The sequence below is a fragment of the Nocardia sp. X0981 genome (assembly GCF_977089955.1).
Genome location: NZ_OZ372435.1, coordinates 264,028 through 289,324 on the forward strand (window position 1 = coordinate 264,028; position 25,297 = coordinate 289,324).

Sequence of the window (25,297 nt, forward strand, 5' to 3'; positions counted from 1 at the left end):
TGTGTCACTGGGCGCAGGAGGTCGTGAGTGTTCGTTGTCGGTGATCGAGTGGTGTGCGGCGCCGCGGATCTGGTGCGCGCGGCGCGCTGTGAATTCGCCTGGTTGCGCGCTCTCGACGCCGAGCTGGGCTCCGTAACCGCTCCGCCCGGTCCTACCGCCGGCCGCGAGACGACGGAAGCCGCGCGGGCGGCCCACGCCGAAACCGGGGAATTCGCCCGCGTTCTCGCCGCCGTAGCCGACCGCTACGGCAGTGAGCCGGTGCCGGTGCGGCAGACGCCGGGGGCCGGCCCGGACACCGCGCACGCCGAAACCCTCGCCCTGCTGCGCGGCGGAGCGCCGGCGATCCTCGATGCCACCCTCGCCGACAATGATTTCTTCGCGCACACCGAACTCCTCCTCCCGACCATCCGGGGAGCCCGGCTGCACGGTAGCGCGGCGGATTCCACCCGGCTGATCCCTGTCGCGCTACGGCTGACGGCCGCGGCGGCGCTACTCGCGGAGCAGTCGATACCGGTCGACCCCGTGCTGCGGGTGTACCGCGCTACCGAGACACATACCTTCGACCTATCCGAAACCATGCCGGTGTACCGGGCGCGACGGCAACGGCTGGACCATATCCTGAGCGAACATTCCAGCGAATTGCTACCGGTGCAGTGGGGCGACCCACGATTCCGCGCCTGCCGGCGCTGTGCCACCTGCGCGGCCGCCGCCGCGGCGGCCCGGGATCTCCTGCTGGTGGCCGGGATGGACGCGGAAACCAGAACCGGGTTACGCGCTTCGGGGATCACCAGTATCGACCGTCTCACCACACGTACCGCGGCGCCGGCCGGGATCCCGGCCCGCACCCTCACCCGGCTGCGCGCCCAGGCGGTCGTCCAGTTGCGTCAGGAGAATTCCGGGCGCGGCGAATACGTCACCGCCGATCCGTCCGCCCTGGATATGCTGCCGCCCACGACGCCGGGCGATCTCGCCCTGGACCACCGGTGGCTCGCCCCGGACCGGTTGCGTATCGAGGTCGCCACCCGCGAGTCCGTACGCCTGGTCCGGGAGCTGCCGCTCGCACCGCGCGGTACGCGGCTACCGCCGGAGCGGCGCCGGGAACTGCGCCGCGCCTTCACCGATCTACTCGCCGCGCTGACCGAACCGCTGCTGGCGGATCCGGAGCTGCACATCTTCCACTACACCACGGCCGCCCGGGATTTCCTGCTGCACACCGGCGGCTGCCTCGGCTACGGCGAGGAAACCGTGGATACGCTGCTGCGGGCGGGCACTCTGGTGGACCTGTACCCGATCGTCCGGGGCGCCTACACGATCGGCACTGCGTCCTATGCGCTGGACGAGGTGGCGCCGGTACTCGGGACCCCGCCGGACGATTCCCCGGCCCGTACGCTGCTCGCACTGGCGGACCGGCTCCGCAAACGAGCAGACGAACTCCCCGTGTCTTCCGGACCGGGCCCGGAATCCCTCGACCTGCTGCTGCGTGCCACCCCGGCCGTACAACCTTCCGATACCGAGGCCGCGCTCACCGAGTTCGCGGCCCGGCCCGCCGGACGCACCGATACGGCCGCCGGGCCGGAAGCCGATCCGCTCGCCGAGCCGGACGCCGGCAGCGTCCCCGCCCTGGCCCGGCCGCCCGATCCGCACCGGATCGCCGCGCTGACAGCGGCGCTGCTCGGCTACCACCGGCGCGAACAGCAGGCACCGTGGTGGGCCCATATCGATCGCCTCACCCACCCGTTGCCGGAATGGCCTGCCGCGCCGGGGGTCATGGTGGCCGATTCCGCCGCGGTGGATACGAAATGGCATATCGGCCCGGACGAGACCGTGCGCCGATTCCTCCGGCTCACCGGCCGGCTGGCCGGAACCGGTCTCGCTCCGGGAACCCGCGTGTACGTCGTCTACGAACCCCTGCACCGCGCGCAGCGGGCGATCCGGACCTGCGGTACCGCCACGGTGCTCGGTTGTTCGGTCGACGCCGATTCCGCCGATATCGTCCGGCTGGAGGAAACGCTGGAGCCGGGCGCCGAGCCCCACGACGAACTACCGGTGGCGCTGGCGCCCGCGCTCGCCGGTTTTCCCGTGCCGGTGGCGGACGCGGTGGAAGAGGCCGGCAGGCAACTGCTCATGACTCTGCCCGCCGTACCCGAAGCTCCGCTGTTCGATCTGCTCGGCCGCCGGCCACCGCGGCTGCACGCCCATCCCACCGAGCCGGGAACCGGGCCCACCGGACTACCCGACGCGGGCGACGGTCCGGTCACCGCGATCGCCCGGACGCTACGCCGGCTGGACCGCTCCTATCTCGCCGTGCAGGCGCCGACCGGTACCGGACGCACCGCCATCCTGGCGGGGATTCTCGCCGACCTGGTGACTCGGGACAATTGGCGGATCGGTATCGTCGCGCCCACTCCGACCCCGGTGGAGAACCTCCTCGATGCCGTCGTGCGGGCCGGGGTGCTGCCCGAGCTGGTCGCGAAGAGCGAAGCGGTGGCGGTGGCTCCCGAATGGCTGGTCCTCGATGCCGACCGGTACCCGCGGTTCCTGGCCAATGCCATTCGCGGCTGCGTCCTGGGCGGCGCCGCCGCTGATTTCGCGGACGCCGCCCGGGTACCCCGGGCAGCGCTGGATCTGCTGGTGATCGCGGACGCCAACGCCTGCCCGCTCGCGACGACGGCGGCGGTAGCGGTGAGTGCGCGTAATCTGCTGCTCATCGGCGATCCGGCCGATCGGTATCCCGAGACCGCGACGGCGCATCCGGAACCGGTGGGAACCCCGGCCCTGTCCTGGCTCACCGCCGGTCGGCGCACCCTGCCGCCGTCCCACGGTTATTTCCTGAACCGGACCCACCGGATGCATCCGCGTGTATGCGAGCCGCTCTCCTATCTCTACTTCGACGATCGGCTGCGCGCGGCGCCGGTACCGGAGCCGCCGGCCGACGCCGTCGAACCGGGTATCCATACGGTCCTGGTGGATCATCACGGCAACAGCACCGCCTCCGACGCCGAGGCCCGCGAGGTGCTCCACCAGATCCGGGGACTACTGGGGCGGCGCTGGTTCGACGGTGCCGCGTTCCGGCCGCTGCAGGCGCACGATATCGTCGTCGTCTCACCGCACCGCGCACAGGTGAGCCGGATCCGGGCCCTGTTGTCGCGGGCCCGGTTCGACGAGATCTTGGTGGGCACTCCGGAGTTGTTCCGGGGCCGGGAGGCCGCGGTGGTGCTGGTTTCTCCGGCCACCTCCGGCCCGGAAGACGCCCCCGGGCCGGTCGGCGCGCTGCTCTCCCCGGCACTGGTCCACGACGCCCTGTGCCGGGCGCGGCGGCGCGCGATAATCGTGCGTTCCCCTTTGCTCACCGAATTCCTGCCCGAGACGGCGAGTGAATTATCGGCTCTTTCCCGGTTTCTCCGGCTGTGAGCACAATTTCCGGACAACGGCCATATCCGGCATTTCGATCGGCCACCGCACCGATATTCACCGGATGCCTCGATACCGGGTGAGTCATCCGGAACTCGGCAATTCACCCGTACCCATCGGTCATCCGAAACATTTACCCTCTCCGCGATAGGTCGGCACCTCGGTCCGGGCGCCGGACCCGTCGACCAGGTACAGCCGGTCGAAGCGTTCGCACAGTTCACCGGCCTTGGCATGCCGGAACCAGACCCGGTCACCGATCTCCGGTGCCGCCGCACCGGACAGCGGTGTCTGCACTTCGCCCGCGCCCTCGGTGCCCAGAAGTCGCAATCCCTTCGGCCACACCGGTTTCGGCACCCGGGACGCCCCCGCCGGCCCGGAGGCGATATATCCGCCGGCGAAAACCGTAGCGATATCGGCAGCCGGACGGCGCAACACCGGCAATGCGAAATACAGTGCGGGCGTAGCCCGAAACGACCGATAGCCGTCGAACAGCGTCGGCACATACAGGCCGGATCCCGCGGTGATCTCGGTGACCCCGGCGGCGGAGGCACTCAACTCGATGGATCCGGTACCTCCGCTGTTGACGATCTCCAGCGGCCCGGCCACCGCGCGCACCGCGTCCAGCACCGCGGCACGGCGCCGTTCGATCTCCCGGGCCGAGAGCGATTTGACCAGCCGCACCGGCAGCGAGGTATCGGGAAGACCGGCTATCTGGGCTTCGTAGGTCATCACGCCGACCACCCGGCATCCCTGGTCCCGGGCGAGTTCGGCGAGTCCGGCGGCCTGTTCCGGGGTCCGCACCGGCGAACGGCGTACCCCGAGGTGCACCGGTCCGAGCCGCAGCGAGGCGTCCACGTCCAGGCAGACCCGGGGGTGCACCGCGGCCGAGCCCACGGCAGCCCGGATCATTTCCAGCTGGGCACCATCGTCGACCATCAGCGTGATCGCCGCGAGCAACTCGGTATCGCCGGCGAGCTCGGCGAGCGCCGCGCGATCGGCGGTGGGGTATCCGAGCAACACATCGCGAGCACCGCGGCGGACCAGCCAGATGGCTTCGGCCAGCGAATACGCCATGATGCCGGCGAAGCCGCCCGAAGCGGTCAGCTCCGCGCCGAGGACTTCCTCGAGTACGGCACGGCAGCGCACCGATTTACTGGCCACCCGAATGGGCCGGCCCGCGGCACGACGTACCAGGTCGGCCGCGTTGGCGCGGAGAACATCGAGGTCCACGACGGCCAGCGGCGGATCGAGATCGGCGGTGGCCGCGTGCAGCGGGGCAATCGGCGAGTTCGCGCTCACCCGGCCCACTCAACCACCGTACTGGTCACACGTCCAGCTCTTCGGCCGATTCAGGACTCGATCGCCCGCGTCACCAGATTCGACACCAGATCGTCGAAGGCCACCAGGATGGCCTCGTCATCACAGTCGGCCAGCCAGCGCAGCACCGAGCCCTGCACCACCGTGATCACATAGGCGGCGACCGATTCGACCGGCTCGAGCCAATGCGTACCGGAGCGCGCCGCGCACAGTTCGAGCCATTCGACCACATCACGCTGCTGGGCCCGCTGCCGCCGGGAAACGACGGGATCGGGCACGTAGCCGGCCTGCGAATCCCAGTGCGCGCACAGGGTCTGCACCGTCTTCTCGTACGCATGGATCTGCTGGATAGGCGCCGATTTGACCAGCGGCCAGTAGGCGCTCACGCCGGCATGCAGTAATACGCGTAACGCCCGTAAACCGGTGAAGTCCAGCACCGCGTCTGCATGATCGACCGCTTCTCGCACGGCCGACCGGATCCGCACCTCCGCTATTTCTCCACGAACGCCCAACGCAAACTCCCTCGGCAAACAATGTGCACACGCGGGCCGAATACTCGGCACCGGAGTGGCCGGCCGGATCGGTGGACACAGGTCGGCAAGTCGTAGTCCACCCAATCCGTCATCTCGATATTAGAAGATTTTCGGGGTTTGAGAACAGTACCGCTGGGAAATCCATACCTGGGGACTGTTTTGTTACCCCTCCGGAACCTTTGTGTTCGGCCCCGGACATATACGCTTGCGCGGCCTGCCCGCGCGATCGACTCCCGCGAGGCGCGGCGGCACTCGAGGCCTGCCCCTTGGGCAGAGACCATCGGCCAGTCTACGACGCCGTGGATGCCAGGAACATCGCTGTGTGGCATCCCACAACCCACCGCGCCGGTTAGCCTGTTGCGGTGACAAGCTCTCCCCTCGCCGATCACCTCAGGATCAGCGGCACCTTCAATTTTCGGGATCTCGGCGGACTGCGCCTGCACGACGGCGGGGTGACACGCCACGGAGTACTGCTCCGTTCGGCCCAGCTCAGCCGCCTCGACGAAACCGGCCACGCGACCCTGCGGGAACTCGGTGTCGGTGCCGTGCACGACCTGCGCGGGCACCGTGAGATCGAACACGCGGGCGCGGACCGGCTGCCCCCGCAGATCCGGCTGGCCGTGACCCCCTTCGACGACGGTTCGGTCTCCGCCCCGCCGCACGAGGCCGGAGCCGACCGCCGGGACGCACCCGGCGCCGCGCTGGCCTACATGATGGACGTGTACCGCAATTTCCCCGCCCGCCCCGAGGCGCACGCGGCCATCGTGGCGCTCGCCGAAGCCATCGTCGCCGACCGCGGCGCCGTACTGGTGCACTGCGCCGCCGGTAAGGACCGCACCGGCTGGACCGTGGCCACCCTGCTGCGGGCCGTCGGCGTCCTCGAATCCGAGATCTTCGCCGACTACCTGCTCAGCAACGCCGCCATCACCGAACTGCGCTCCTCGCTCTTCGACGAACTGGGCGCCGAACTCCCCCAGGCGGTACTCGAGGTACGCGAGGAATACCTGCGCGCGGGCCTGGCGGCCGGTATCGAACTGCACGGCGATTTCGATACCTATCTCACCACCGTCGGACTCACCCCGGACCTGCGGGCACGGCTACGCGAACGCCTGGTCGGCTGATACGTCACGCGCTGCGGCGAACCAGTCCGTCGGTGCCGATACTGACCTGATCCCCGGTGTGGAACCAGCTACCGGTGAACCGGTCCGCGGTGCGCTGCGGATCGTTCCAGTAGCGCCTGGTCACATTCGGCCCGCGGCACAGCAGCTCCCCGCGCCCCGCGGCGGCCTCCGGACCGCACAACGCCAGTTCGGTACCGCCGAACGGAAAACCCAGCGCACCCCCGTTGCCGAGCTCGGACGGCCCGGCCGTGGGACCGAGCGCGAGCCCGATTCCACTGGTTTCGGTGGCACCCCAGACCGACCACTGCCGGGCCGAGGGGAACACCCGGCACAGGTCCCGGGTGAAATCCGGGCCCGCGTCCTCGGCCGCGACGCCGGCACGACGACCGGCGGTGCTGATCCGGGTCACCCCCTCGGTCCGCAACCCTCCGCTCCGCCCCGCCGCGAGTTCCGGCAGTAGATCAGCGAGGATGCGGGTATTACCGGCCACGGTGTCCACTCTCTCGGTGGCGATCGCCTCCGCGACCCCGGTCCGGCCCCGCGCCAGCACGACCGTGCCACCCACCGCGAAGGTCGGCAGCAGCTGATCCACGCAGCCACTGGCGTAGGCCAGCGGCTGCAGCACCAGATTGCGCATACCTTCGGTGGGCAGATCGAGCGCGGCGACCATCGACCGGATCGCCGAGAGCAGGTTCTCGTTGGTGAGCTCGACCCCCGTGGGCGCCTGCCCGCCCCCGGCCCCGCTGGTGTAACAGAGCAGCGCGAGATCGTTGAGTGCCGCGCCATCGTCGATGAACGCGGCCCCGTCGGGCAGGCCGGTGGCCCAGTACACGTCGCCGCGGGTGGCACCGCAGCCCCGGTCGGGCGCACCGAGGACGAAATCGGCGCCGCTGTCCGCGATGACCCGATCGGCCAGGGCCTGCGGCAGGCCGTGATGCACCAGCACCGGTACCGCTCCGCTGAGCAGCGCGCCCAGGAAGGCGCGGACCCAGCGCACCCCGGGCGGCATATGCACCGCCACCCGGTCGCCGTAACCGATCCCGTGCTCCTGCAAGCCGCCGGCCACCCGGGACGCCGAATGCCACAGTTGCCGGTAGGTGACCCGCTCACCGCCGACCTCCACCACCGCTTCCCGGTCGGAGAACGCATGCACCTGGAGATCGAGCAGCTCGGTGAGAGCGGGACTGAGGTTGCCGTACCGCAGGATGCCGTCGGCGCCGCGCGACAGCGGTGCCGCCGAATCGGCGGCGATATGGAACTCCACCAGCTGCTCCACAGGGCCGGCCGAAGGCCCGAGGGTCGTGGTCGTACCGGCTTGCATCGGACCTCCGCACGATCGAACGCTCTGGCATCTGTGACTATATGACGTAGATCACAGATGCGGGGCGGAGTCGGCGAATCGATGCGTTCCGGTCCGGAATGTCCCGGGTCAGCGCCCGCGATAGGTCGCTTTACCCGGGCCCAGTTCGAGGAAGCTACGCACCGCCTGCGGCAGATCCTCGGTATCGAACAGTTCCCCGGAGATGCGCGGGGTCACCGAATCGGCGTGCGCCACCCCGCCCGAACGCCAGGCCTCCACGATCCGTTTCGTCGCGGCATGCGCCCGGGTCGGCCCCTCGGCCAGCCGGTGGGTGAGCGCGACGGCGGCGGTATCGAGGTCCTCGTGGATCCCGTTCACCACCCCCCATTCGAGCATGGTCGCCGCGTCGTACAGATCACCGGTCATCACCAGTTCGCGAGCCCGCCCGGAACCCGCGCGTTCGGCCAGTCGCTGCGGACCACCCATCGAAGGCGTCAACCCGACCACGATTTCCACCAGCCCGAACTTCGCCCGCGGGGACGCCAGGATCAGATCGCAGGCCAGAGCGATCTCGAAGGCCGCGGTCAGGGTGAGCGCATGCGCGGCGAACACCACCGGACAGGGCAGCGCCTCGATCGGATGGCTGATCCGGGCGAACAGGTCCTGCCACAGTCGCGCCCCCTGATCGGCGGTGAGCCCGTCGAACGTGTGCACATCCACACCACCGGAGACCACTTTGCCCTCGGCCCGGATGAGCAGCGCCCGCGGCGGCGCCGCCGACAGATCGGCGAGATCGCCGACCAGGGCGTCGAACATGGCTTTGTCGAACAAGTTCAACGGCGGGGCGGCCAAGGTCAAAGTGGCGACCTCCGCCCCACCGGCGGTCACCGTGCGTTCCAAGCGGGTGGGTTTGGCAGTGCTCATCCCGCCAGCCTATGGGCTCGCCCTGCGAGACTGGTGAGATGACCGACTCGGAAACGGAACAGGGCACCTACGTCGAACCGGGCGAATTCACGCGCGATACCAACTACATCACCACCCGGATCACCGCCGACGGCCGCGACGGTTACCCGGTGGAACCGGGCCGGTATCGTCTCGTCGCCGCCCGCGCCTGCCCGTGGGCGAACCGCACGTTGATCGTGCGCCGGCTGCTGGGCCTGGAATCGGCGATCTCCCTCGGCCTGTGCGGCCCCACCCACGACAAGCTCAGCTGGACTTTCGACCTCGACCCGGACGGGCTCGATCCGGTCCTGCGGATTCCGCGCCTGCGCGACGCCTATCTGGCCCGCTTCCCCGACTATCCGCGCGGTATCACGGTACCGGCGATCGTCGACGTGCCGAGCGGCAAGGTGGTCACCAACGACTACGCCCGGATCACTCTCGATTTCTCGCTGGAGTGGACGGCCCATCACCGCCCGGGGGCCCCGGAGCTGTACCCCGAGCCGCTCCGCGCCGAAATAGACGAGATCAACGCCCGCGTCTTCCGGGAAGTGAACAACGGCGTCTACCGCTGTGGTTTCGCCGGTGCCCAAGACGCCTACGACGCCGCCTACGACCGGCTGTTCACCGCATTGGACTGGCTCTCCGACCGCCTGTCGAAACAGCGCTACCTCGTCGGGGACACCATCACCGAAGCCGATATCCGGCTGTTCACCACCCTTGTCCGCTTCGACCCGGTGTATCACGGCCACTTCAAATGCAACCGCAGCAAACTCACCGAAATGCCGGTGCTGTGGTCTTATGCGCGCGATCTGTTCCAGACTCCGGGCTTCGGCGACACCGTCGACTTCACCCAGATCAAGGACCACTATTACAAGGTCCACACCGATATCAACCCGACGCAGGTGGTGCCGAAGGGACCCGACCTCGCCAACTGGTCGAGCCCACACGGCCGCGAAGCTTTGGGCGGCCGGCCGTTCGGGGAGGGCACACCCCCGCCACCGCCGGTACCGGCCGAAGCGGTGGAAGCGGGATAGACGGGAGTCTCGTCCGGAGAAGTACGGAAGGTGAGCCGGCCCGCCGAGCGCAGGCGCCGCCGAAAGATACGGAACCCATCTACTGGGTAGTCCGTTGTCAGTGGGAACGAAAATGCGGCTTTTGTGGCCTACAGTGCACAGAGGCCGAAAAGGAGGGATGACGCCGTGCGTAACGGGGCACTGGAAAAAGCTGTCGTCGAAGCTCTCGACCACGGTTCCCGGCTACAAGCACCCGCCGTCGCCAAGTATGTCGCGCGATTGCGGCGCGCCCACCCCGATGAGACGCCGGCGCAGATCATCGCGCGTTTGGAGCGCCAGTATCTGCTCGCGGTGACCGGCAGCGGTAGCGCGGTGGGGGCATCGGCCGCGGTGCCCGGAGTGGGTACCATCGCGGCGCTGGCCGCGGTGAGCGCGGAGACCACCTTCTTCATGGAAGCATCGGCCCTGTTCACTCTCGCGGTGGCGAATGTGCACGGCGTGCGGCCGGAGCACACCGAGCAGCGGCGCGCGCTGGTATTGGCCGTGGTGCTCGGTGACGCCGGTATGGAGATCGTGCAGAAGGGGATCGGGACCTCGGCCAAGAACTGGGGGACCGCGTTCGCGGACAGGATTCCCGGCCTGTCCGGGATGAACGATTCGCTGCTCAAGCGTTTTATCGTGCGTTTCCTCACCAAGCGCGCGGCATTGATGGCGGGCAAGGTGGTTCCGGCCGGTATCGGGGCCGTGATCGGCGGAGTCGGTAACCGCGCGCTGGGGAAGTCCACGATCAGCAATGCCCGCAAGGCATTCGGCCCGGCGCCGGCTTACTTCCCCGAGGAGATGGTGGTGGATGCCGAGATCCAGCCCGCACCCGAGGAATCGAAAATGATTCTGCCACAATATGATTCATCCGCACTGCCGCAGGCGGAAGCCGAGGCGCTGCCGAACGAGTCCCGGCGACCCCCGGCCGGCCCGCAGTGAGCACCGGGAGGCGTCCGGCGATCACGGTCCGGGGTCTGAGCAAACGTTACGAGGATTTCAGCACCGGAGCCCAGGACATCTCCTTCGATATCGCGGCCGGTACATGTGCTGCGCTCGTGGGGCCCGCGGGTTCCGGGAAATCGTCCGTCGTCGGCATGCTGCTGGGTCTGTTGCCGCCCACGGCCGGGTCGGTGACCCTCACAGGTGGGCGTGGCAGTTCCGCCGTGGGTGCGGTACTGGCACCGCGCGGCCTGCATCCGCGCCGGACCGTACGTGATCATCTGCGCGTCTACGCGGCCGCCGGCGGCTATCCGGATACCCGGGTGGCGGCCGTACTGGAGGCGACCGGATTGACCGATCGTGCCCGCGCGGTACCCGATGATCTCGCTCCCGGCGAGGAGACGCGGGCCGCGCTGGCCACCGCGCTGCTCGGGGATCCGCCGCTGCTGGTACTCGACGATCCCACGGCCGGTATGCAACTGGGCGAACTGTCCTGGCTACAGGGGTTCCTGCGTCATCACACGCGCCGCGGTGGAACGGTGCTGTTCACCGCGCAGAGCCTGGTCACCGCCCTGCCCATCGCGGATCACCTGGTGGTGCTCAGCGGTGGAGCCGTGGCCTATCAGGGCAGCCCGGCACGGCTGCGGCGGCGCAATCCCGACCGGCTGGTGGTGGCCTCCTCATCGCCGATCGCCGTCGCCACCGCATTGGCGGCGCGCGGGTTCACCGATGCGGTCATCCGGCCCGACGACCAGTTGGCGGTGGCGGGAGCGACCGAGGAGGATATCGTGAACGCCGCCCGCGCCGCGCGGGTGCGGTTGGACGGGATCGTCGCCGACCGCATCCACCCGGACCGGGTCCTCGCCTCACTCACCCGGCCTACCACGCCGCAACCGGCCGGTCCGGGCCTACCACCACCCACCTCTATGCCGTATGGGGTAGCTCGATGATCGACGTCGTACCCGCGGAGCTGCTTCCGCCCGTGCTGTCCGAATATCGCAAGGCCGTCACGGTGCGCTATACCCGAGTACTGGCCGGGACAACGGTCGCGACAGCGGTGCTGGCGCCCGCGGTGAGCGCGATTCTGGCCGGACCACGGGACCCGGCCGGCGAGCCGGTGACAGGTGCCGCCACCATCGGCCTGTATGTGGCGTTGTTCGCGGTGATCCTGGCCTCCGCGGTGTTCGGCGCGGCGGGGGCGGCGGACGAGTACCAGCACAACACGCTGATGATCTCCGCCCTGTTCACCGTGGACCGGGACCGCCTGATGGGTGCGAAATTCCTGGTCACCGCCGCCGCGGCGGTGGCCGCCACGCTGGTTGTGGAGATCGTCGCCGTCCTCTGCCTGCTGCTGTTCGGCCGGGACGATTTCGAGTTCTCCGCGGGGTTGTTCGCGGTGCTCGGCGGTGCTCTGGTGGCGGCGCTGTGCTGGGCGGTGATCGGCACCGGTCTCGGTTTGCTGCTGCGGGCCCCGGCCCTGGCGACAGGCGCGGTCCTGGGCTGGGCACTGCTCGCCGAACCGCTGCTCTGGGTGGTGACCGCGGGGATAGGTCTGCCGGGGATGGCGACGCTGCTGCCCGGATCGGCTTCGCTGAGCACGGTACTGGTCGGCTCGTTCGCCGACAGCGATCTGCTCGCCCCCGCCCCGGCGGCGATCGTGGTGCTGCTGCTCTGGGCGATAGGTATCGGGGCCGCCGGATGGTGGTCGGTGCGCCGCGCCGAACTCTGACCCACCGATTCCGGCCCGCCCGCTGGTTTCCGCCGCCCCGCCCCGGCCGTACCGGCCCGGCCCTTCCGCACCTGCTCCGCCGCGCCGAACGCGGCGCCCGCCGGCTCGACCCGCCCGCCACCATCGGCGGTGGCGGGAACAACAGCATGTCGGCGGGCGTCGTTATGGTCGATGGCAGGTGTAGGTAGAGGGGGGTCGATGAAGGGCGGTGAGCGGGCCGGCTGGCTCCGCAGACTCTGGGCGGAGTGCCGACGCCACCCGGCGACGCTGGCCGGTATCGCGATGGCACTGGTGGCGGGCGCGGTGGCCGAGATCGTGGCCCCGCTGCTCACCAAATGGGCGGTGGACTCGGCGACCAGCGGGGCCACCCGCGTTATCGGTATCGTCGCCGGACTCCTGGCACTACTGGCCGCGGGCCGGTTCGCGGCGTCCTTCGGGCGGCGCATGCTGGCGGGGAAACTATCGCTGGATGTGCAGCACGGATTACGCGTGAAACTGCTCGGATCGCTGCAGCGGCTGGACGGCGCGGGACAGGACGCTCTGCGCACCGGCCAGGTGGTGTCGCGGTCGATCACCGATCTGCAGCTGGTGCAGTCGCTGCTGGCGATGGCGCCGCTGAGTGGTATGTCGTTTCTGCAGTTCACGCTGGCGGCCGGGGTGATGCTGTGGCTGTCTCCGCCGCTGGCGGCGGTGGCGCTGCTCATGGTGCCGGTGGTGATCGCGGTGGTGTACCGGATGCGACCGCGGCTGCACGCGGCGACATGGTCGGCCCAGCAGCGGGCCGCCGACCTCGCCCAGCACGTGGAGGAGACGGTCACCGGGGTCCGGGTGGTGAAAGGTTTCGGCCAGGAAGCGCGCATGGTCGATGTGCTCGAACAGCACGGACGCCGGCTTTTCGCGGAACGGATGCGGGCCGCCCGGATCAACGCCCGTTTCTCCCCCACCCTGGCCGCGATCCCGCAGGCCGGTCTCGTGGTGGTGATCGCGCTCGGCGGCTGGCTGGCCCTGCGCGGCACCATCGGTCTCGGTACTTTCCTGGCGTTCAGCGCCTACGTCACGACGATGACCACCACCGCCCGCACCATGGCTTCGGTGATCATTCTCGCCCAGCTCACCCGGGCCGCCGCCGAACGGGTGTACCAGGTGATCGATGCCGGACCGGCGGTGGACGATCCGCCGCGGCCGGTTCCGATCCCCGACGGTCCGCTGGGGCTGGAGCTCGACGCGGTGCGCTTCGGCTTCGATCCGGCGCAGCCCGTACTGCGCGATCTGGACCTGCGCGTCCGGCCGGGTGAGACGGTGGCGGTGATCGGCCCGGCGGGGTCCGGTAAAACAACGCTGTCCCTGCTGCTACCGCGGTTCTACGCACCCGATTCGGGCCGTATCCGGCTCACGACCGGCGACGGCCGCGGGATCGATATCGCCGATACCGCCGCCGCGGAGCTGCGGGCGGCGATCGGCGTGGTGTTCGACGATCCGTTCCTGTTCAGTTCCAGCGTCGCCGCCAATATCGCGCTGGGCCGGCCCGGCGCCACCGACGCCGAGATCCGGGCAGCCGCCCGGCAGGCCGCCGCCGACGAGTTCATCGAGCAGCTGCCCGACGGCTACGACACCGTGGTCGGCGAGCGTGGACTCACGCTCTCCGGCGGCCAGCGGCAGCGGATCGCGCTGGCGCGGGCACTGCTGGCCCGGCCGCGCATCCTGGTACTCGACGACGCCACCTCCGCCGTGGACGCGGTGACCGAGGCCGCCATTTTCGGCGCCCTGCCCGACCAGGGGGAACGCACCACGATCATCCTGGCGCACCGGGAGTCGACTCTGGCGCACGCCGATCGCGTGATCCGCCTCCCGGCCCCGGACACCCCGGTCACCGCCGGGCCGGACGCGGTGGCCGAACGACTCCCGGCCACCGGTACCGGTGATCGCTTCGCACCGGCGGCGGATCTCGGTGAAACCCCCGAACTGCGCCGCGCCATCGCCCGGCTACCCGCGGCCACCGAGCAGCCCGGCCTGGACGGGACCCGCTTGCGCGAACCCGATCCGGGGTTCCGGCTGGTGCGCCTGCTCTGGCCGGTGCGGATGCTCGTACTGGCCGCTATCGGCCTGCTCGCCCTGGACGCGCTCATCGGGATCGGTTTCCCGCCGCTGGTGCGGCATGCCATCGACGCCGGTGTCTCCGGCGGTGAGGCGTCCGCGCTCGCCCAGGCCGCCGTGCTCGGCACGGGGCTGGTGCTGGCGGGGTGGGTCACAGCCGCGGCCACCACCATGGCCACCTCACGCACCGGTGAGCGGGTGCTCTACGGACTCCGGGTCCGCAGTTACGCCCACCTGCAACGGCTCGGCCTGGACTACTACGAGCGCGAACTGTCCGGCCGGATCATGACCCGGATGACCACCGATGTGGACGCGTTGTCGACTTTCCTGCAGACCGGTGTATCCACCGCTCTGGTGAGTGCGCTGTCGCTGGCCGGGATCGCGGTGGCGCTGGTGGTGATCGATACCGGGCTCGCCCTGGTGGTCCTGCTGGGGGTGCTGCCGCCGCTGATCGTCGCCACGGTGATCTTCCGCCGCGTCGCCTCGGTGGCCTATACCGTCTCCCGGGAACGGGTGTCCACGGTGAACGCCGATTTCCAGGAGAACGTCGCCGGGCTGCGGGCGGTGCAGGCCTATCGGCACGAACGGCTCGCGGCGCACCGTTTCGCCGAGTACTCCGCCCGGTACCGGCGCAGCCGGATGCGGGCCCAGCGGGCGATCGCGTTGTATTTCGCCTTCGTCGCCGCCTGGACCGATCTGGCGCTGGCCCTGGTGATACTCGTCGGCGCACACGCCGTGGCCGACGGCGGCACCAGCGCCGGCACCCTGATCGCCTTCGTGTTGTATCTGGAACTGCTCTTCGGCCCGGTGCAGCAGTTGTCGCAGGTCTTCGACGGTTATCAGCAGGCGCGGGTGGGCCTGCGCCGCATCGGCGACCTGCTGCGCACCCCGTCCTCGATCCGCGCCGACCCGCCCGGTGCCGATCCGCTCACGGCGGGCCTGCGGGGCGAACTCGCGGTCGAGGACGTGCGGTTCCGTTACCCGGGTACCGACCGCCCGGCACTCGACGGGGTGATGCTGGCGGTCGCGCCCGGACAGTCACTGGCGCTGGTCGGCGCGACCGGCGCCGGGAAATCGACCATCGTGAAACTGCTGGCCCGTCTCTACGATCTCGGCGCCGGGGATTCCGGGGAGATCCGGGTGGACGGAATCGATATCCGCGATTACCGCCTGGCCCGGTACCGGGCCCGCCTCGGGATGGTCCCGCAGGAAGCTCATTTGTTCACCGGCGATATCGCGAGCAATATCGCATTCGGGAAACCATCGGCCACCGAGACGGAGATCACCGCGGCGGCTCGGGCTGTCGGCGCGGCGGAGATGATCGAGAGTCTGCCCGGTGGGTTGCGTCGGCCCGTGGGCGAACGCGGCCGCGGATTGTCCGCCGGGCAACGCCAGCTCATCGCCCTGGCCCGTGCCCACCTGGTGGATCCCGATCTGCTGCTGCTCGACGAGGCCACCGCCACCCTCGATCCCGATACCGAGGAGAAGGTACTGGCGGCGACGGGTTCCCTGGCACGCGACCGCACCACCGTGGTGGTGGCGCACCGGCTGGCCACCGCGGCGCGCGCCGACCGGATCGCCGTGGTCGCGCACGGTCGTATCGTGGAGATGGGCGCACATGCCGAATTGATCGCGGCCGGCGGGGAGTATGCCCGCCTGTGGACAGCCGCCGGGACCGGCGAAGGAATATTCTCGACCGAGGACGAGTCGTCAACAGTGAGGTCGGTGCAGTCCGGTGGTCGGTGACACAGCCGATGTGCGTAGGGGCCTATCCTCGTCAGAGGGCGAATCGGCACCCATCCGCCGACCCCCCGTTGCCGGGCACGTCACAAACGTCGCAGCGCGAAGAACGAAATGAGGCGAACACCTGCTGTGAGCAGCTCAAAATCCCAGTTCGGTCAGAACCAATGGCTGGTCGACGAGATGTATCAGAAGTACAAACAGGATCCATCATCGGTCGACGCAAGCTGGCACGAGTTCCTCGCCGACTACACCCCCGAGACCTCCGGTGATGCCGGTAACGCGCAGAACGCTCCGGCCGCGGCCCCCGCTGCCCGGGTGAGCCCGGCCCCCGCCGAATCCGCCTCCACGCAGAGCCGGGCCACCGCCTCCGCCGCCCCGGCCGCCGCGCCCACGCAGGCCCCCACCAAGGCCGGCGGGACGGCCACCAAGACCCCGGCCGCGCAACGGCGCACCCCGCAGACCACTCCTGCGCCCGCCTCCAACGCCGCGCCCACCTCCGGCGCGCCGAAGCCGGCGCCGGCCGCCGACGAGAAGAAGGTGCTGCGCGGCGCCGCCGCGGCGGTCGCCAAGAACATGTCGGCATCGCTGAGCATCCCCACCGCCACCAGCGTGCGGGCGGTCCCGGCGAAGCTGATGATCGACAACCGTCTGGTCATCAACAACCATCTCGCCCGCACCCGCGGTGGCAAGATCTCGTTCACCCATCTGCTCGGTTACGCGATCGTGCAGGCCGTGAAGGCCTTCCCGAATATGAACCGGCACTTCGCCGAGGTGGACGGGAAACCCCATGCGGTCACGCCGGCGCATACCAACCTGGGCCTGGCCATCGACCTGCCCGGTAAGGACGGCAACCGTTCCCTGGTGGTCGCCGCCATCAAGGGCTGCGAGGAGATGACCTTCGGCCAGTTCCACACCGCCTACGAGGACATCGTCCGCCGCGCCCGCGACGGCAAACTCACCGCCGAGGATTTCAGCGGTGTCACCATTTCGCTGACCAACCCGGGCACCATCGGCACGGTGCATTCCGTGCCGCGGCTCATGCAGGGTCAGGGTGCGATCATCGGTGCGGGTGCCATGGAGTATCCGGCGGAATTCCAGGGCATGAGCGACGAGCGGATCGCCGATATCGGCATCGGCAAGCTCATGACCCTGACCTCCACCTACGATCACCGCATCATCCAGGGCGCGGAATCCGGTGATTTCCTGCGTACCATCCACAAGCTGCTGATCGCGGACGAGTTCTACGACGAGATCTTCCACGGTCTCGGCGTTCCGTACGAACCGGTGCGCTGGCGTAAGGACATCAAGGAACGCGGGGTCGACAAGAGCACCCGCGTACTGGAGTTGATCGCGGCCTACCGCAACCGCGGCCACCTGATGGCCGATACCGATCCGCTGCGCCTGGTCAAGGACAAGTTCCGCAGCCACCCCGACCTCGATGTCACCCAGCACGGCCTCACCCTGTGGGACCTGGACCGGGAGTTCAACGTCGGCGGCTTCCACGGCCAGGAACGGATGAAGCTGCGCGACGTCCTGTCGGTGCTGCGCGATTCCTACTGCCGCCATGTGGGTGTGGAATACACCCATATCCTCGAGGGCGATCAGCTCGAGTGGATCCAGAACAGGGTCGAGCAGAAGCACGTCAAACCGACGGTCGCCCAGCAGAAATACATTCTGAACCGGCTCAACGCGGCCGAGGCGTTCGAAACGTTCCTGCAGACCAAGTACGTCGGCCAGAAGCGGTTCTCGCTGGAAGGCGCCGAATCCGTCATCCCGATGATGGACGCGGTGATCGACCAGTGTGCCGAACATTCGCTCGACGAGGTCGTCATCGGTATGCCGCACCGCGGCCGGCTCAATGTGCTGGCCAATATCGTGGGCAAGCCGTATTCGAAGATCTTCACCGAGTTCGAGGGCAATATGAACCCGGCCGCCACGCACGGCTCGGGCGATGTGAAGTACCACCTCGGCGCGCAGGGCACCTACCTGCAGATGTTCGGTGACAACGAGATCGAGGTCTCGCTGACCGCCAACCCGTCGCATCTGGAAGCGGTCGACCCGGTGCTCGAGGGTCTGGTCCGCGCCAAGCAGGATCTGCTGGACAAGGGCGACGACGAGGAGGGTTTCTCGGTCGTGCCGCTGATGCTGCACGGTGACGCCGCGTTCGCCGGTCAGGGCGTGGTGGCCGAGACCCTGAACCTTTCGGGTCTGCGCGGTTACCGCGTGGGCGGCACCATCCATATCGTGGTGAACAACCAGATCGGTTTCACCACCGCACCGGAGAACAGCCGTTCCACCGAGTACTCCACCGATATCGCCAAGTTCATCGGCGCCCCGATCTTCCACGTCAACGGTGACGATCCGGAGGCATGCGACTGGGTGGCCCGCCTGGCGGTGGATTTCCGGCAGAAGTTCCGCAAGGACGTGGTCATCGACCTGATCTGCTACCGGCGTCGGGGCCACAACGAGGGCGACGACCCGTCGATGACCCAGCCGTACATGTACGACGTCATCGATACCAAGCGCAGTGTCCGCAAGAGCTACACCGAGAGCCTGATCGGCCGCGGCGATATCTCGCTGAAAGAGGCCGAGGACGCCCTGCGCGATTACCAGGGCCAGTTGGAGCGGGTCTTCAACGAGGTCCGGGAGCTGGAGAAATACCCGCCGGGGCCGAGCGAATCGGTGGAGGGCGACCAGCAGGTCCCGTCCACGGTGCTCACCGCGGTCGACAAATCGGTGCTGCACCGTATCGGCGACGCGTTCGTGAACGTCCCCAAGGGTTTCAACGTGCATCCGCGGGTGCAGCCGGTGCTGGAGAAGCGCCGGGAGATGGCCTACGAGGGCAAGGTCGACTGGGCGTTCGCCGAACTCCTGGCCTTCGGCACCCTGATCGACGAGGGCCGCGCGGTGCGGTTGACCGGCCAGGATTCCCGGCGCGGCACCTTCACCCAGCGGCACGCGGTGATCATCGACCGCAAGACCGCCGCGGAGTACACACCGCTGCACAACATCAACAGCGAGAACCCGGGCTGGTTCGCGGTCCACGATTCGGCGCTGAGCGAATTCGCCGCCGTTGGCTTCGAGTACGGCTATTCGCTGGGCAATCCGAACGCGCTGGTGCTGTGGGAGGCCCAGTTCGGTGACTTCGTGAACGGCGCTCAGTCGATCATCGACGAGTTCATCTCCTCGGGTGAGGCCAAATGGGGCCAGCTGTCGGAGGTCGTGCTGCTGCTGCCGCACGGGCACGAGGGCCAGGGCCCGGACCACACCTCCGGCCGTATCGAGCGTTTCCTGCAGTTGTGCGCGGAGGGCTCGATGACGGTGGCGGTGCCGTCGACTCCGGCGAACTACTTCCATCTGCTGCGCCGCCACGCGCTGGACGGTATCCGCCGTCCGCTGATCGTCTTCACCCCGAAGTCGATGTTGCGCAACAAGGCCGTGGTCAGCGATCTGCGGGACTTCACGGAGAGCAAGTTCCGGTCGGTGTTCGACGAGCCCACCTACGAGATGGGCGTCGGCGACCGCAGCACCGTCAAGCGGGTCCTGCTCACCAGCGGCAAGCTGTACTACGAGCTGGCCGCCGCGAAGGCCAAGCGCAAGCGTGACGATGTGGCCATCGTGCGGATCGAGCAGCTCTACCCGATGCCGAAGTTCCGCTTGAACGAGGCGCTGGAGCGGTACACCAACGCCACCGAGATCGCCTGGGTCCAGGAGGAACCGGCCAACCAGGGTGCCTGGCCGTTCTTCGGCCTGAACCTGCCGGAACTGCTGCCGGAGCGGCTGGGCCGGTTGCGCCGTATCTCCCGCCGCGCCATGTCGGCCCCGTCCTCGGGTTCGAGCAAGGTGCACGCGGTGGAGCAGGCCGAGATCATCGATGAGGCCTTCGCGCCGTTCGAGTGACCGGTACCGCCCGAAGGGCCGAGCCTCCCGTGTGGGGCTCGGCCCTTCGGCGTACTGCGGATGGTTTCCGCGCGGCTGCGCCGCGCCGCCCGCACGGTAGAGCCGAGTCGTGAAGTAGTTCCAGCGGCCCGGTTCCACTTCGAGGTGACACGTCGAGGCTCTGTATGTGCCTCGTCTCGGAATCGAGAGGATCCCACCACGCATCCGGAGCTCAATGTGTGGTGAAGCACGATCCCGAGCCTGTTGTACACCAATACTTTGATGTTGCGCACCGATAATTTCCCCTAGTGGGAAATTTTTGATTCATAAGGTGATATTATCGGCGTATGACTGATGAGCGGCTCCTTTCCCTCGCCGAACTGGCAGAAGAGCAATGGGGCCTGCTCACCAGCGCTCAGGCCGCTCGCATACTCGGAGTGAACGCCCTGCAGCTCAAGCGCTATACCGATCGGGGGTTGCTTGTCCGATTGCGCCACGGCGTGTATCGCCTTTCCGGCTCACCGATATCGCCGCTCGAGGCGCTTCGGGCGGAATGGCTGGCGCTCGAGCCCCCGCGGACAGCCACCGAAAGGCTGAAGGACCCGATACCACACGGCGTTATCTCGCATCGCTCGGCCGCGGTGCTACAGAACCTGGGAGACCTCGAGGCCGACGTCCATCAATTCACCGTCCCCCGACGCCGCCATACCCGCAGCCCGGATGTCACCTTCCGAGTCGCCGAACTCGACCGCGAAGATTGGCACCGGGTCGGCGGGCTCCCCGTCACACGTCCGTTGCGCACCGCTGTCGACCTGGCCGCCGCCCATACGGACGGCGGACATTTGGCCAGCGTAGTCCGCGACGTCCTACTCACCGGGGACACAGACTCCGCTCGGCTCGCCGACGCACTCCGTCCCTATTCGCACTATTACGGCATCCGCGCCGGCGACGGCGGCAGTCTGGTCAAATCCTTCATCCACCGGGCGGGGGTGCCGGCCTCGGCGGTCAACGTGGCGCTACCCAACCTTGTGGAAGCTGTTCGCTCACTGAGCCCGGCAGCCGACCCCTCCGCCTTCTTCCGGGATATCGACATCTCGGCGGTTGCCGGTACCGAGGCGCGTGATGCCGTGAGGTTCCCCGAATGGGCTCCCGCCCTCGCGCAGCTCCACAAAGCGCTTCTTCCGGATCTGGCCCCGATCCTGAAAAACCTCCATGCCGATGCCCTCGGACAAGGTACGACACAGCCTTCGCCCGACGATGTCGTGGGCACGGCGGCGGACACACGCCACGAGAAAAACCCCGAGGGCCATGCCCCCACCGAACACCCCTGACCGCGTCGATCGAAAGGAATCCCCCTGACCCCGCCCCACGCCGCTCGGCCTCGGCATTCCGGATGTCGATCAACGCCAAGGTCAAACAAATCGCCAAGATCACCGGACGACCCATTCAGCAGATCCACCGGGAGTTCTATATGTTGAGATTCCTGGCCCGGGTCTTCTCCGACCCCGACAGTCCCTGGGTTCTCAAAGGTGGCAGCGGTCTGCTGGTACGCATCGACGGTGCCCGCCACAGCCGTGATGTGGATCTCATGCGCATCGACGTCGACGCCGGGCAAGCCCTGCTCGACTTGCAGCGCATCTGCGACGGACATACCGACCTGGACCCTTTCACCTTCGAAGTGAAACGCAACCGACGCGATACCGGCGCTCGCGACGTGGCCCAACTCGACGCCATCGCCTACTACGGTGCCGCCGAATTGCACAGCTTCCCCATCGACCTGTCCATCAGAACCCTCCTCGCCGCCGAAGTGGACCATGTCGTGCCCACCACGGTGATCGCCATCGACGAGATCGCCGCACTGCCCCCTTTCCGGTGCCTCTCCCTGGCCGATCAAGTGGCGGACAAAGTCTCGGCGATGTACGAGCGCTACGGCGCGACCGAAACACCGTCCACCCGGTACCACGACCTGGTCGACCTATTGCTCATCATCGGCCGATTCCCCCTCGACGCCACGAAAACCCTGCGCGCATTGCATATTCAACAACAGCGACGGCCCCGGCTGACCTTGCCGACCGCTGTTACCGCGCCGGGGCCCGAGTGGGCCCGCGGCTATCGCGCGGAAGCCAGAGGCACCTCCCTCGCACCGGAATTGCAGCATCTCGATGCGGCACTCGCCACACTCGCCGCCTGTCTCGACCCGCTGCTCGACGGGGCGATGCCCGTCGGCACCTGGAATCCCGCTACTCGCCACTGGGATAATTCGCCGGCGGAGGCGTGAGACAGCCGACGCCTCGCCGCAGCGCCTTCGACGGGCAAGCGGCGGGGCATGAACCTGTTCTGATCCGGACGGGTGTACTTGGATGAGCTGATGCTCCTGGATCTCCAATTGGATGCCCGCCCGGATCGGTGCGTGGACCGTGCCCGCGCGCTCGTCGACGCCGGCGCGGCCGGCCTGTTCACCTTCGAGGGCCCACACGATGTGCTGCTGCCGCTGGCGGCCGTTGCCGGACAGGTCGATACGGATCTGATGACCAATGTCGCGATCGCCATACCGCGCAGTCCGATGCATCTGGCGCATGCCGCGTGGGATCTGCAGTTGATGTCGGGCGGCCGGTTCCGGCTCGGTCTCGGCTCGCAGATCCGGCCGCATATCGAGAAGCGTTACGGCGCCACCTGGTCGGCCCCGGCGGCCCGGATGCGGGAGATCGTGCTCGCGGTGCGGGCGATCCTGACCTCCTGGCAGGAGGGCACCCCGCTGGATTTCCGCGGCGAGCACACCCGGCACACTCTCATGCCGAAAACTTTTGTCCCCGGCCCCAATCCGTATGGTCCGCCGCCGGTGCTGCTGGGCGCGCTGGGGCCGGTGATGACCCGGACCGCCGCGGAGGTCGCGGACGGCCTGCTGGTGATGCCTTTCCACAGCCACCGCCATTTCCGGGAACGAACCCTGCCCGCCGTGGCGGAGGGGATGAAACGGGCGGGCCGGACAGAGTTTCCGCTCTTCCCGCAGGTCATAGTCGCCATGGGCAGGTCGGCGGCCGAACTCGCGGCGGCGTCGACCGGGGTACGCGGTCTGCTGGCGTTCTACGGTTCGACACCGGCCTACCGGCCCGTACTCGATATCGAGGGCTGGGGAGACCTCCAGCCGGAACTCAACGCCCTATCCAAATCCGGTGACATCATGCGCATGTTCGACCGGATCTCCGAGCCCATGGTCGACACCCTCGCGGTGCGGGGCACCCCGGAAGAATGTGCCGCCGAGATCCGCCGCCGCTTCGCCGATGTGGCCGACCGGGTGTGCTGCTACTTCCCCGGTTACGATCCGCCGGTCGAGCAGATCACCGCCCTCGCCGCGGCCCTGCGCTGACCGATTCGGTCGTAGAGAGGGTTCCGAATCGGACCCTGTCGTGGGTATTCGAATCGATCTCCCGAAAGTGCGGAGCCAGTCGGAATCCGCGTGTAGGCATGAGCCGACCCGAGCTCTATCCAGCCGGAAGGGGACGGTTTTGACCGAGCAGGACAGCAGTATCACCAGGCGTCAGCTGGGTAGGTACCTGCGCGAGGCACGCGAGGCGGTCGGCTTGACGATCGAGGAAGCGGTACGCCTCATGGAGTGGGGGAAAAGCAGCTTGCAGCGCATCGAGACCGGACGGAACCAGAAGCTCCGCATCCGTGATCTGGACGGGTTGATCGAGATCTACGGGATAGACGAGGTGAAAGCGGCCGGGCTCAGGGGGCTTGCGCGCGAGACAGGTGAAAAATCTTGGTGGCACGAGTTCGGCAGTGTCATCCCGGCCGATTTCAGTGTGTACATGGGCCTGGAGTCGGCCGCCCGTACCCTGACCACTTATCAACCCGATCTCGTACCGGGTCTTCTCCAAACCCGTGACTACGCGCGGGTATTGGCGCAGGTGGCGAGTCCCTATGACACCGAACGAGAGCGAGAGCAGCGCGTGCAACTGAAGGTACGCAGGCAGACCATGATCTCCCGGAAGACCCGCCCTGCCGCACTCGACGTGATCCTGGCCGAGACCGTCCTGCGCAGAGTAATCGGCGGTCCGCGCATCATGGCGGCCCAGCTGAGGCACCTCGCCGACGCCAGCACGCTTCCGAATGTGTGCCTCCGGATTCTTCCCTTCTCCGCCGGTCTGCCCACCGGCGAGCAGACCGGCCCGTTCGTGATCATGGAGTTCGGCGAGGACAACAAGGGCAAGCCGATAGAACCCACACTTGTCTACGCCGAGAACTACACCGGGGATATGTACAGCGAGAAAGTGGGTATTGTTCAGCGGTACACAGAGGCATACCAACTCATCCGGCAGGGTGCGCTGGACGAGGTCAGCAGCAGGAACCTGCTGCGCAGTACTGCAGCAAGGGAGTACCAGCGGTGAATATCGACCCAACCGAAGCGCAGTGGTTCAAGAGCAGTCGCAGTGGCGGAACCAAAGAATGCGTGGAGGTGGCGTTTCTCGATCGCGACCACGTCGGTATCCGCGACTCCAAGAATCCCACCGGCCCGGCCCTCGTCTTCGCCCCCGATGAATGGGACGCCTTCCTGTCCGGTACCCGCAACGGCGAGTTCGACCGCCCGTAGAGTCGCCGCGGTCCCACCATTCCTCGACCACTACGGTCGTCCGCGATCGGCAGAGGCGGAGCGGGACACTGCTCGACCAGGCCATTCATATACGTAACGCAGGCCATTACCTCTCAGGTAATCGCCCCCGCGCCGTCCGTCCTTCATGATCGAGTGGTCGAACTCGATCAGCGGAAGGACCGACCACCATGCCCGCCTACGTCATCGCCCATCTGCAAGAGGCTGACCCGCACCCGGATATCGCCGAGTACATGGAACGTATCCCCGGCACCTTCGAGCCGTTCGGCGGCCGCTTCCTCGTCCACGCCACCCAGCACGAGGTGAAGGAGGGCAGCTGGCCCGGGCATGTCGTGATGATCGGCTTTCCCGGTATCGCCGAGGCCCGGGCCTGGTGGGATTCGGCCGCCTACCAGGAGATCGCCCCGTTGCGTTCCCGGCATATCGACGGCGACATCATCATGGTCGACGGAGTCCCCGCGGGCTACGACCCGGCCGTCACCGCCCGGGCCATACGCGAGAGTTCCTCCGCCGGCTGAGGACGGCCCGGCAGTGGATACCGGCTACGCGGATTCGCGTAGGTGGGCTCGCCGCGGCTACGTGTTCCGTCGTATCGGGCCGCACGGGCGAGCGGAGCACGAAT

The 25,297-nt window shown here is 68.1% G+C and carries 18 protein-coding genes; 14 read left to right on the forward strand and 4 right to left on the reverse strand.

The window, feature by feature from the left end:
* Positions 1-27: 27 nt before the first annotated feature.
* Positions 28-3,411, forward strand: coding sequence for an AAA domain-containing protein (locus ACYR7D_RS01215; protein WP_459547791.1), 3,384 nt, complete (start codon positions 28-30; stop codon positions 3,409-3,411).
* 120 nt (positions 3,412-3,531) lie between these two features.
* Here ACYR7D_RS01215 and ACYR7D_RS01220 read toward each other — a convergent pair whose 3' ends face one another.
* Complete coding sequence (locus ACYR7D_RS01220; protein WP_459547792.1) at positions 3,532-4,710, reverse strand: amino acid deaminase/aldolase; 1,179 nt, start codon at positions 4,708-4,710, stop codon at positions 3,532-3,534.
* A 50-nt stretch (positions 4,711-4,760) separates the two neighbouring features.
* Positions 4,761-5,240, reverse strand: coding sequence for a TetR family transcriptional regulator (locus ACYR7D_RS01225; RefSeq protein ID WP_459547793.1), 480 nt, complete (start codon positions 5,238-5,240; stop codon positions 4,761-4,763).
* A gap of 383 nt (positions 5,241-5,623) precedes the next feature.
* Here ACYR7D_RS01225 and ACYR7D_RS01230 point away from each other — a divergent pair, with 383 nt between their 5' ends.
* Complete coding sequence (locus ACYR7D_RS01230; protein WP_459547794.1) at positions 5,624-6,382, forward strand: tyrosine-protein phosphatase; 759 nt, start codon at positions 5,624-5,626, stop codon at positions 6,380-6,382.
* Between the two features lie 4 nt (positions 6,383-6,386).
* On the opposite strand, the gene ACYR7D_RS01235 is transcribed toward ACYR7D_RS01230, so the two are convergent.
* Positions 6,387-7,703: a class I adenylate-forming enzyme family protein gene (locus tag ACYR7D_RS01235; RefSeq protein WP_459547795.1), complete on the reverse strand. Its 1,317-nt coding sequence runs from the start codon at positions 7,701-7,703 to the stop codon at positions 6,387-6,389.
* Positions 7,704-7,811: 108 nt separating this feature from the next.
* Complete coding sequence (locus ACYR7D_RS01240) at positions 7,812-8,606, reverse strand: enoyl-CoA hydratase/isomerase family protein (RefSeq protein WP_459547796.1); 795 nt, start codon at positions 8,604-8,606, stop codon at positions 7,812-7,814.
* 38 nt (positions 8,607-8,644) lie between these two features.
* Between ACYR7D_RS01240 and ACYR7D_RS01245 the strand changes: the two genes are divergently transcribed.
* The 12 genes from ACYR7D_RS01245 to ACYR7D_RS01300 all read left to right on the forward strand — a co-directional run bounded on the left by ACYR7D_RS01245 (position 8,645) and on the right by ACYR7D_RS01300 (position 25,193).
* Positions 8,645-9,658, forward strand: coding sequence for a glutathione S-transferase family protein (locus tag ACYR7D_RS01245; RefSeq protein ID WP_459547797.1), 1,014 nt, complete (start codon positions 8,645-8,647; stop codon positions 9,656-9,658).
* Positions 9,659-9,838: 180 nt separating this feature from the next.
* On the forward strand, positions 9,839-10,618 hold the full coding sequence (locus ACYR7D_RS01250) for a hypothetical protein (RefSeq protein ID WP_459549958.1): 780 nt from the start codon (positions 9,839-9,841) through the stop codon (positions 10,616-10,618).
* Complete coding sequence (locus ACYR7D_RS01255) at positions 10,615-11,568, forward strand: ATP-binding cassette domain-containing protein (protein ID WP_459547798.1); 954 nt, start codon at positions 10,615-10,617, stop codon at positions 11,566-11,568. The genes ACYR7D_RS01250 and ACYR7D_RS01255 overlap by 4 nt, the downstream gene beginning before the upstream one ends.
* Positions 11,565-12,347: an ABC transporter permease gene (locus ACYR7D_RS01260; RefSeq protein WP_459547799.1), complete on the forward strand. Its 783-nt coding sequence runs from the start codon at positions 11,565-11,567 to the stop codon at positions 12,345-12,347. Before ACYR7D_RS01255 ends, ACYR7D_RS01260 begins: the two co-directional genes overlap by 4 nt.
* A 198-nt stretch (positions 12,348-12,545) precedes the next feature.
* On the forward strand, positions 12,546-16,187 hold the full coding sequence (locus ACYR7D_RS01265) for an ABC transporter ATP-binding protein (RefSeq protein WP_459547800.1): 3,642 nt from the start codon (positions 12,546-12,548) through the stop codon (positions 16,185-16,187).
* Positions 16,188-16,295: 108 nt separating this feature from the next.
* Positions 16,296-20,084 carry a multifunctional oxoglutarate decarboxylase/oxoglutarate dehydrogenase thiamine pyrophosphate-binding subunit/dihydrolipoyllysine-residue succinyltransferase subunit gene (locus ACYR7D_RS01270; protein ID WP_459547801.1) on the forward strand — a complete coding sequence of 1,263 codons (3,789 nt, stop codon included), beginning with the start codon at positions 16,296-16,298 and terminating at the stop codon, positions 20,082-20,084.
* A gap of 326 nt (positions 20,085-20,410) precedes the next feature.
* Complete coding sequence (locus ACYR7D_RS01275; protein ID WP_459547802.1) at positions 20,411-21,394, forward strand: type IV toxin-antitoxin system AbiEi family antitoxin domain-containing protein; 984 nt, start codon at positions 20,411-20,413, stop codon at positions 21,392-21,394.
* A 62-nt stretch (positions 21,395-21,456) separates the two neighbouring features.
* Positions 21,457-22,341 carry a nucleotidyl transferase AbiEii/AbiGii toxin family protein gene (locus ACYR7D_RS01280; RefSeq protein WP_459547803.1) on the forward strand — a complete coding sequence of 295 codons (885 nt, stop codon included), beginning with the start codon at positions 21,457-21,459 and terminating at the stop codon, positions 22,339-22,341.
* Between the two features lie 90 nt (positions 22,342-22,431).
* The gene (locus tag ACYR7D_RS01285) at positions 22,432-23,430 is read left to right on the forward strand and encodes a TIGR03617 family F420-dependent LLM class oxidoreductase (protein WP_459547804.1); all 999 of its coding nucleotides are present in this window, start codon (positions 22,432-22,434) and stop codon (positions 23,428-23,430) included.
* Between the two features lie 139 nt (positions 23,431-23,569).
* Positions 23,570-24,454, forward strand: coding sequence for a helix-turn-helix domain-containing protein (locus tag ACYR7D_RS01290; RefSeq protein ID WP_459547805.1), 885 nt, complete (start codon positions 23,570-23,572; stop codon positions 24,452-24,454).
* Positions 24,451-24,657 (forward strand): DUF397 domain-containing protein, encoded by a 207-nt coding sequence (locus ACYR7D_RS01295; RefSeq protein ID WP_459547806.1) that lies wholly within the window; start codon positions 24,451-24,453, stop codon positions 24,655-24,657. Before ACYR7D_RS01290 ends, ACYR7D_RS01295 begins: the two co-directional genes overlap by 4 nt.
* Positions 24,658-24,845: 188 nt before the next feature.
* Entirely contained in the window at positions 24,846-25,193 is a 348-nt protein-coding gene (locus ACYR7D_RS01300; protein WP_459547807.1) for a DUF1330 domain-containing protein, read from the forward strand.
* Positions 25,194-25,297: the final 104 nt, after the last annotated feature.

Coding starts and splice junctions, on each gene's coding strand:
- ACYR7D_RS01260 (WP_459547799.1), top strand. CDS start 11,565: ATGATCGACGTCGTACCCGCGGAGCTGCTTCCGCCCGTGCTGTCCGAA.
- ACYR7D_RS01300 (WP_459547807.1), top strand. CDS start 24,846: ATGCCCGCCTACGTCATCGCCCATCTGCAAGAGGCTGACCCGCACCCG.
- ACYR7D_RS01245 (WP_459547797.1), top strand. CDS start 8,645: ATGACCGACTCGGAAACGGAACAGGGCACCTACGTCGAACCGGGCGAA.
- ACYR7D_RS01275 (WP_459547802.1), top strand. CDS start 20,411: ATGACTGATGAGCGGCTCCTTTCCCTCGCCGAACTGGCAGAAGAGCAA.
- ACYR7D_RS01240 (WP_459547796.1), bottom strand. CDS start 8,606: ATGAGCACTGCCAAACCCACCCGCTTGGAACGCACGGTGACCGCCGGT.
- ACYR7D_RS01265 (WP_459547800.1), top strand. CDS start 12,546: ATGAAGGGCGGTGAGCGGGCCGGCTGGCTCCGCAGACTCTGGGCGGAG.
- ACYR7D_RS01280 (WP_459547803.1), top strand. CDS start 21,457: ATGTCGATCAACGCCAAGGTCAAACAAATCGCCAAGATCACCGGACGA.
- ACYR7D_RS01235 (WP_459547795.1), bottom strand. CDS start 7,703: ATGCAAGCCGGTACGACCACGACCCTCGGGCCTTCGGCCGGCCCTGTG.
- ACYR7D_RS01285 (WP_459547804.1), top strand. CDS start 22,432: ATGCTCCTGGATCTCCAATTGGATGCCCGCCCGGATCGGTGCGTGGAC.
- ACYR7D_RS01270 (WP_459547801.1), top strand. CDS start 16,296: ATGAGGCGAACACCTGCTGTGAGCAGCTCAAAATCCCAGTTCGGTCAG.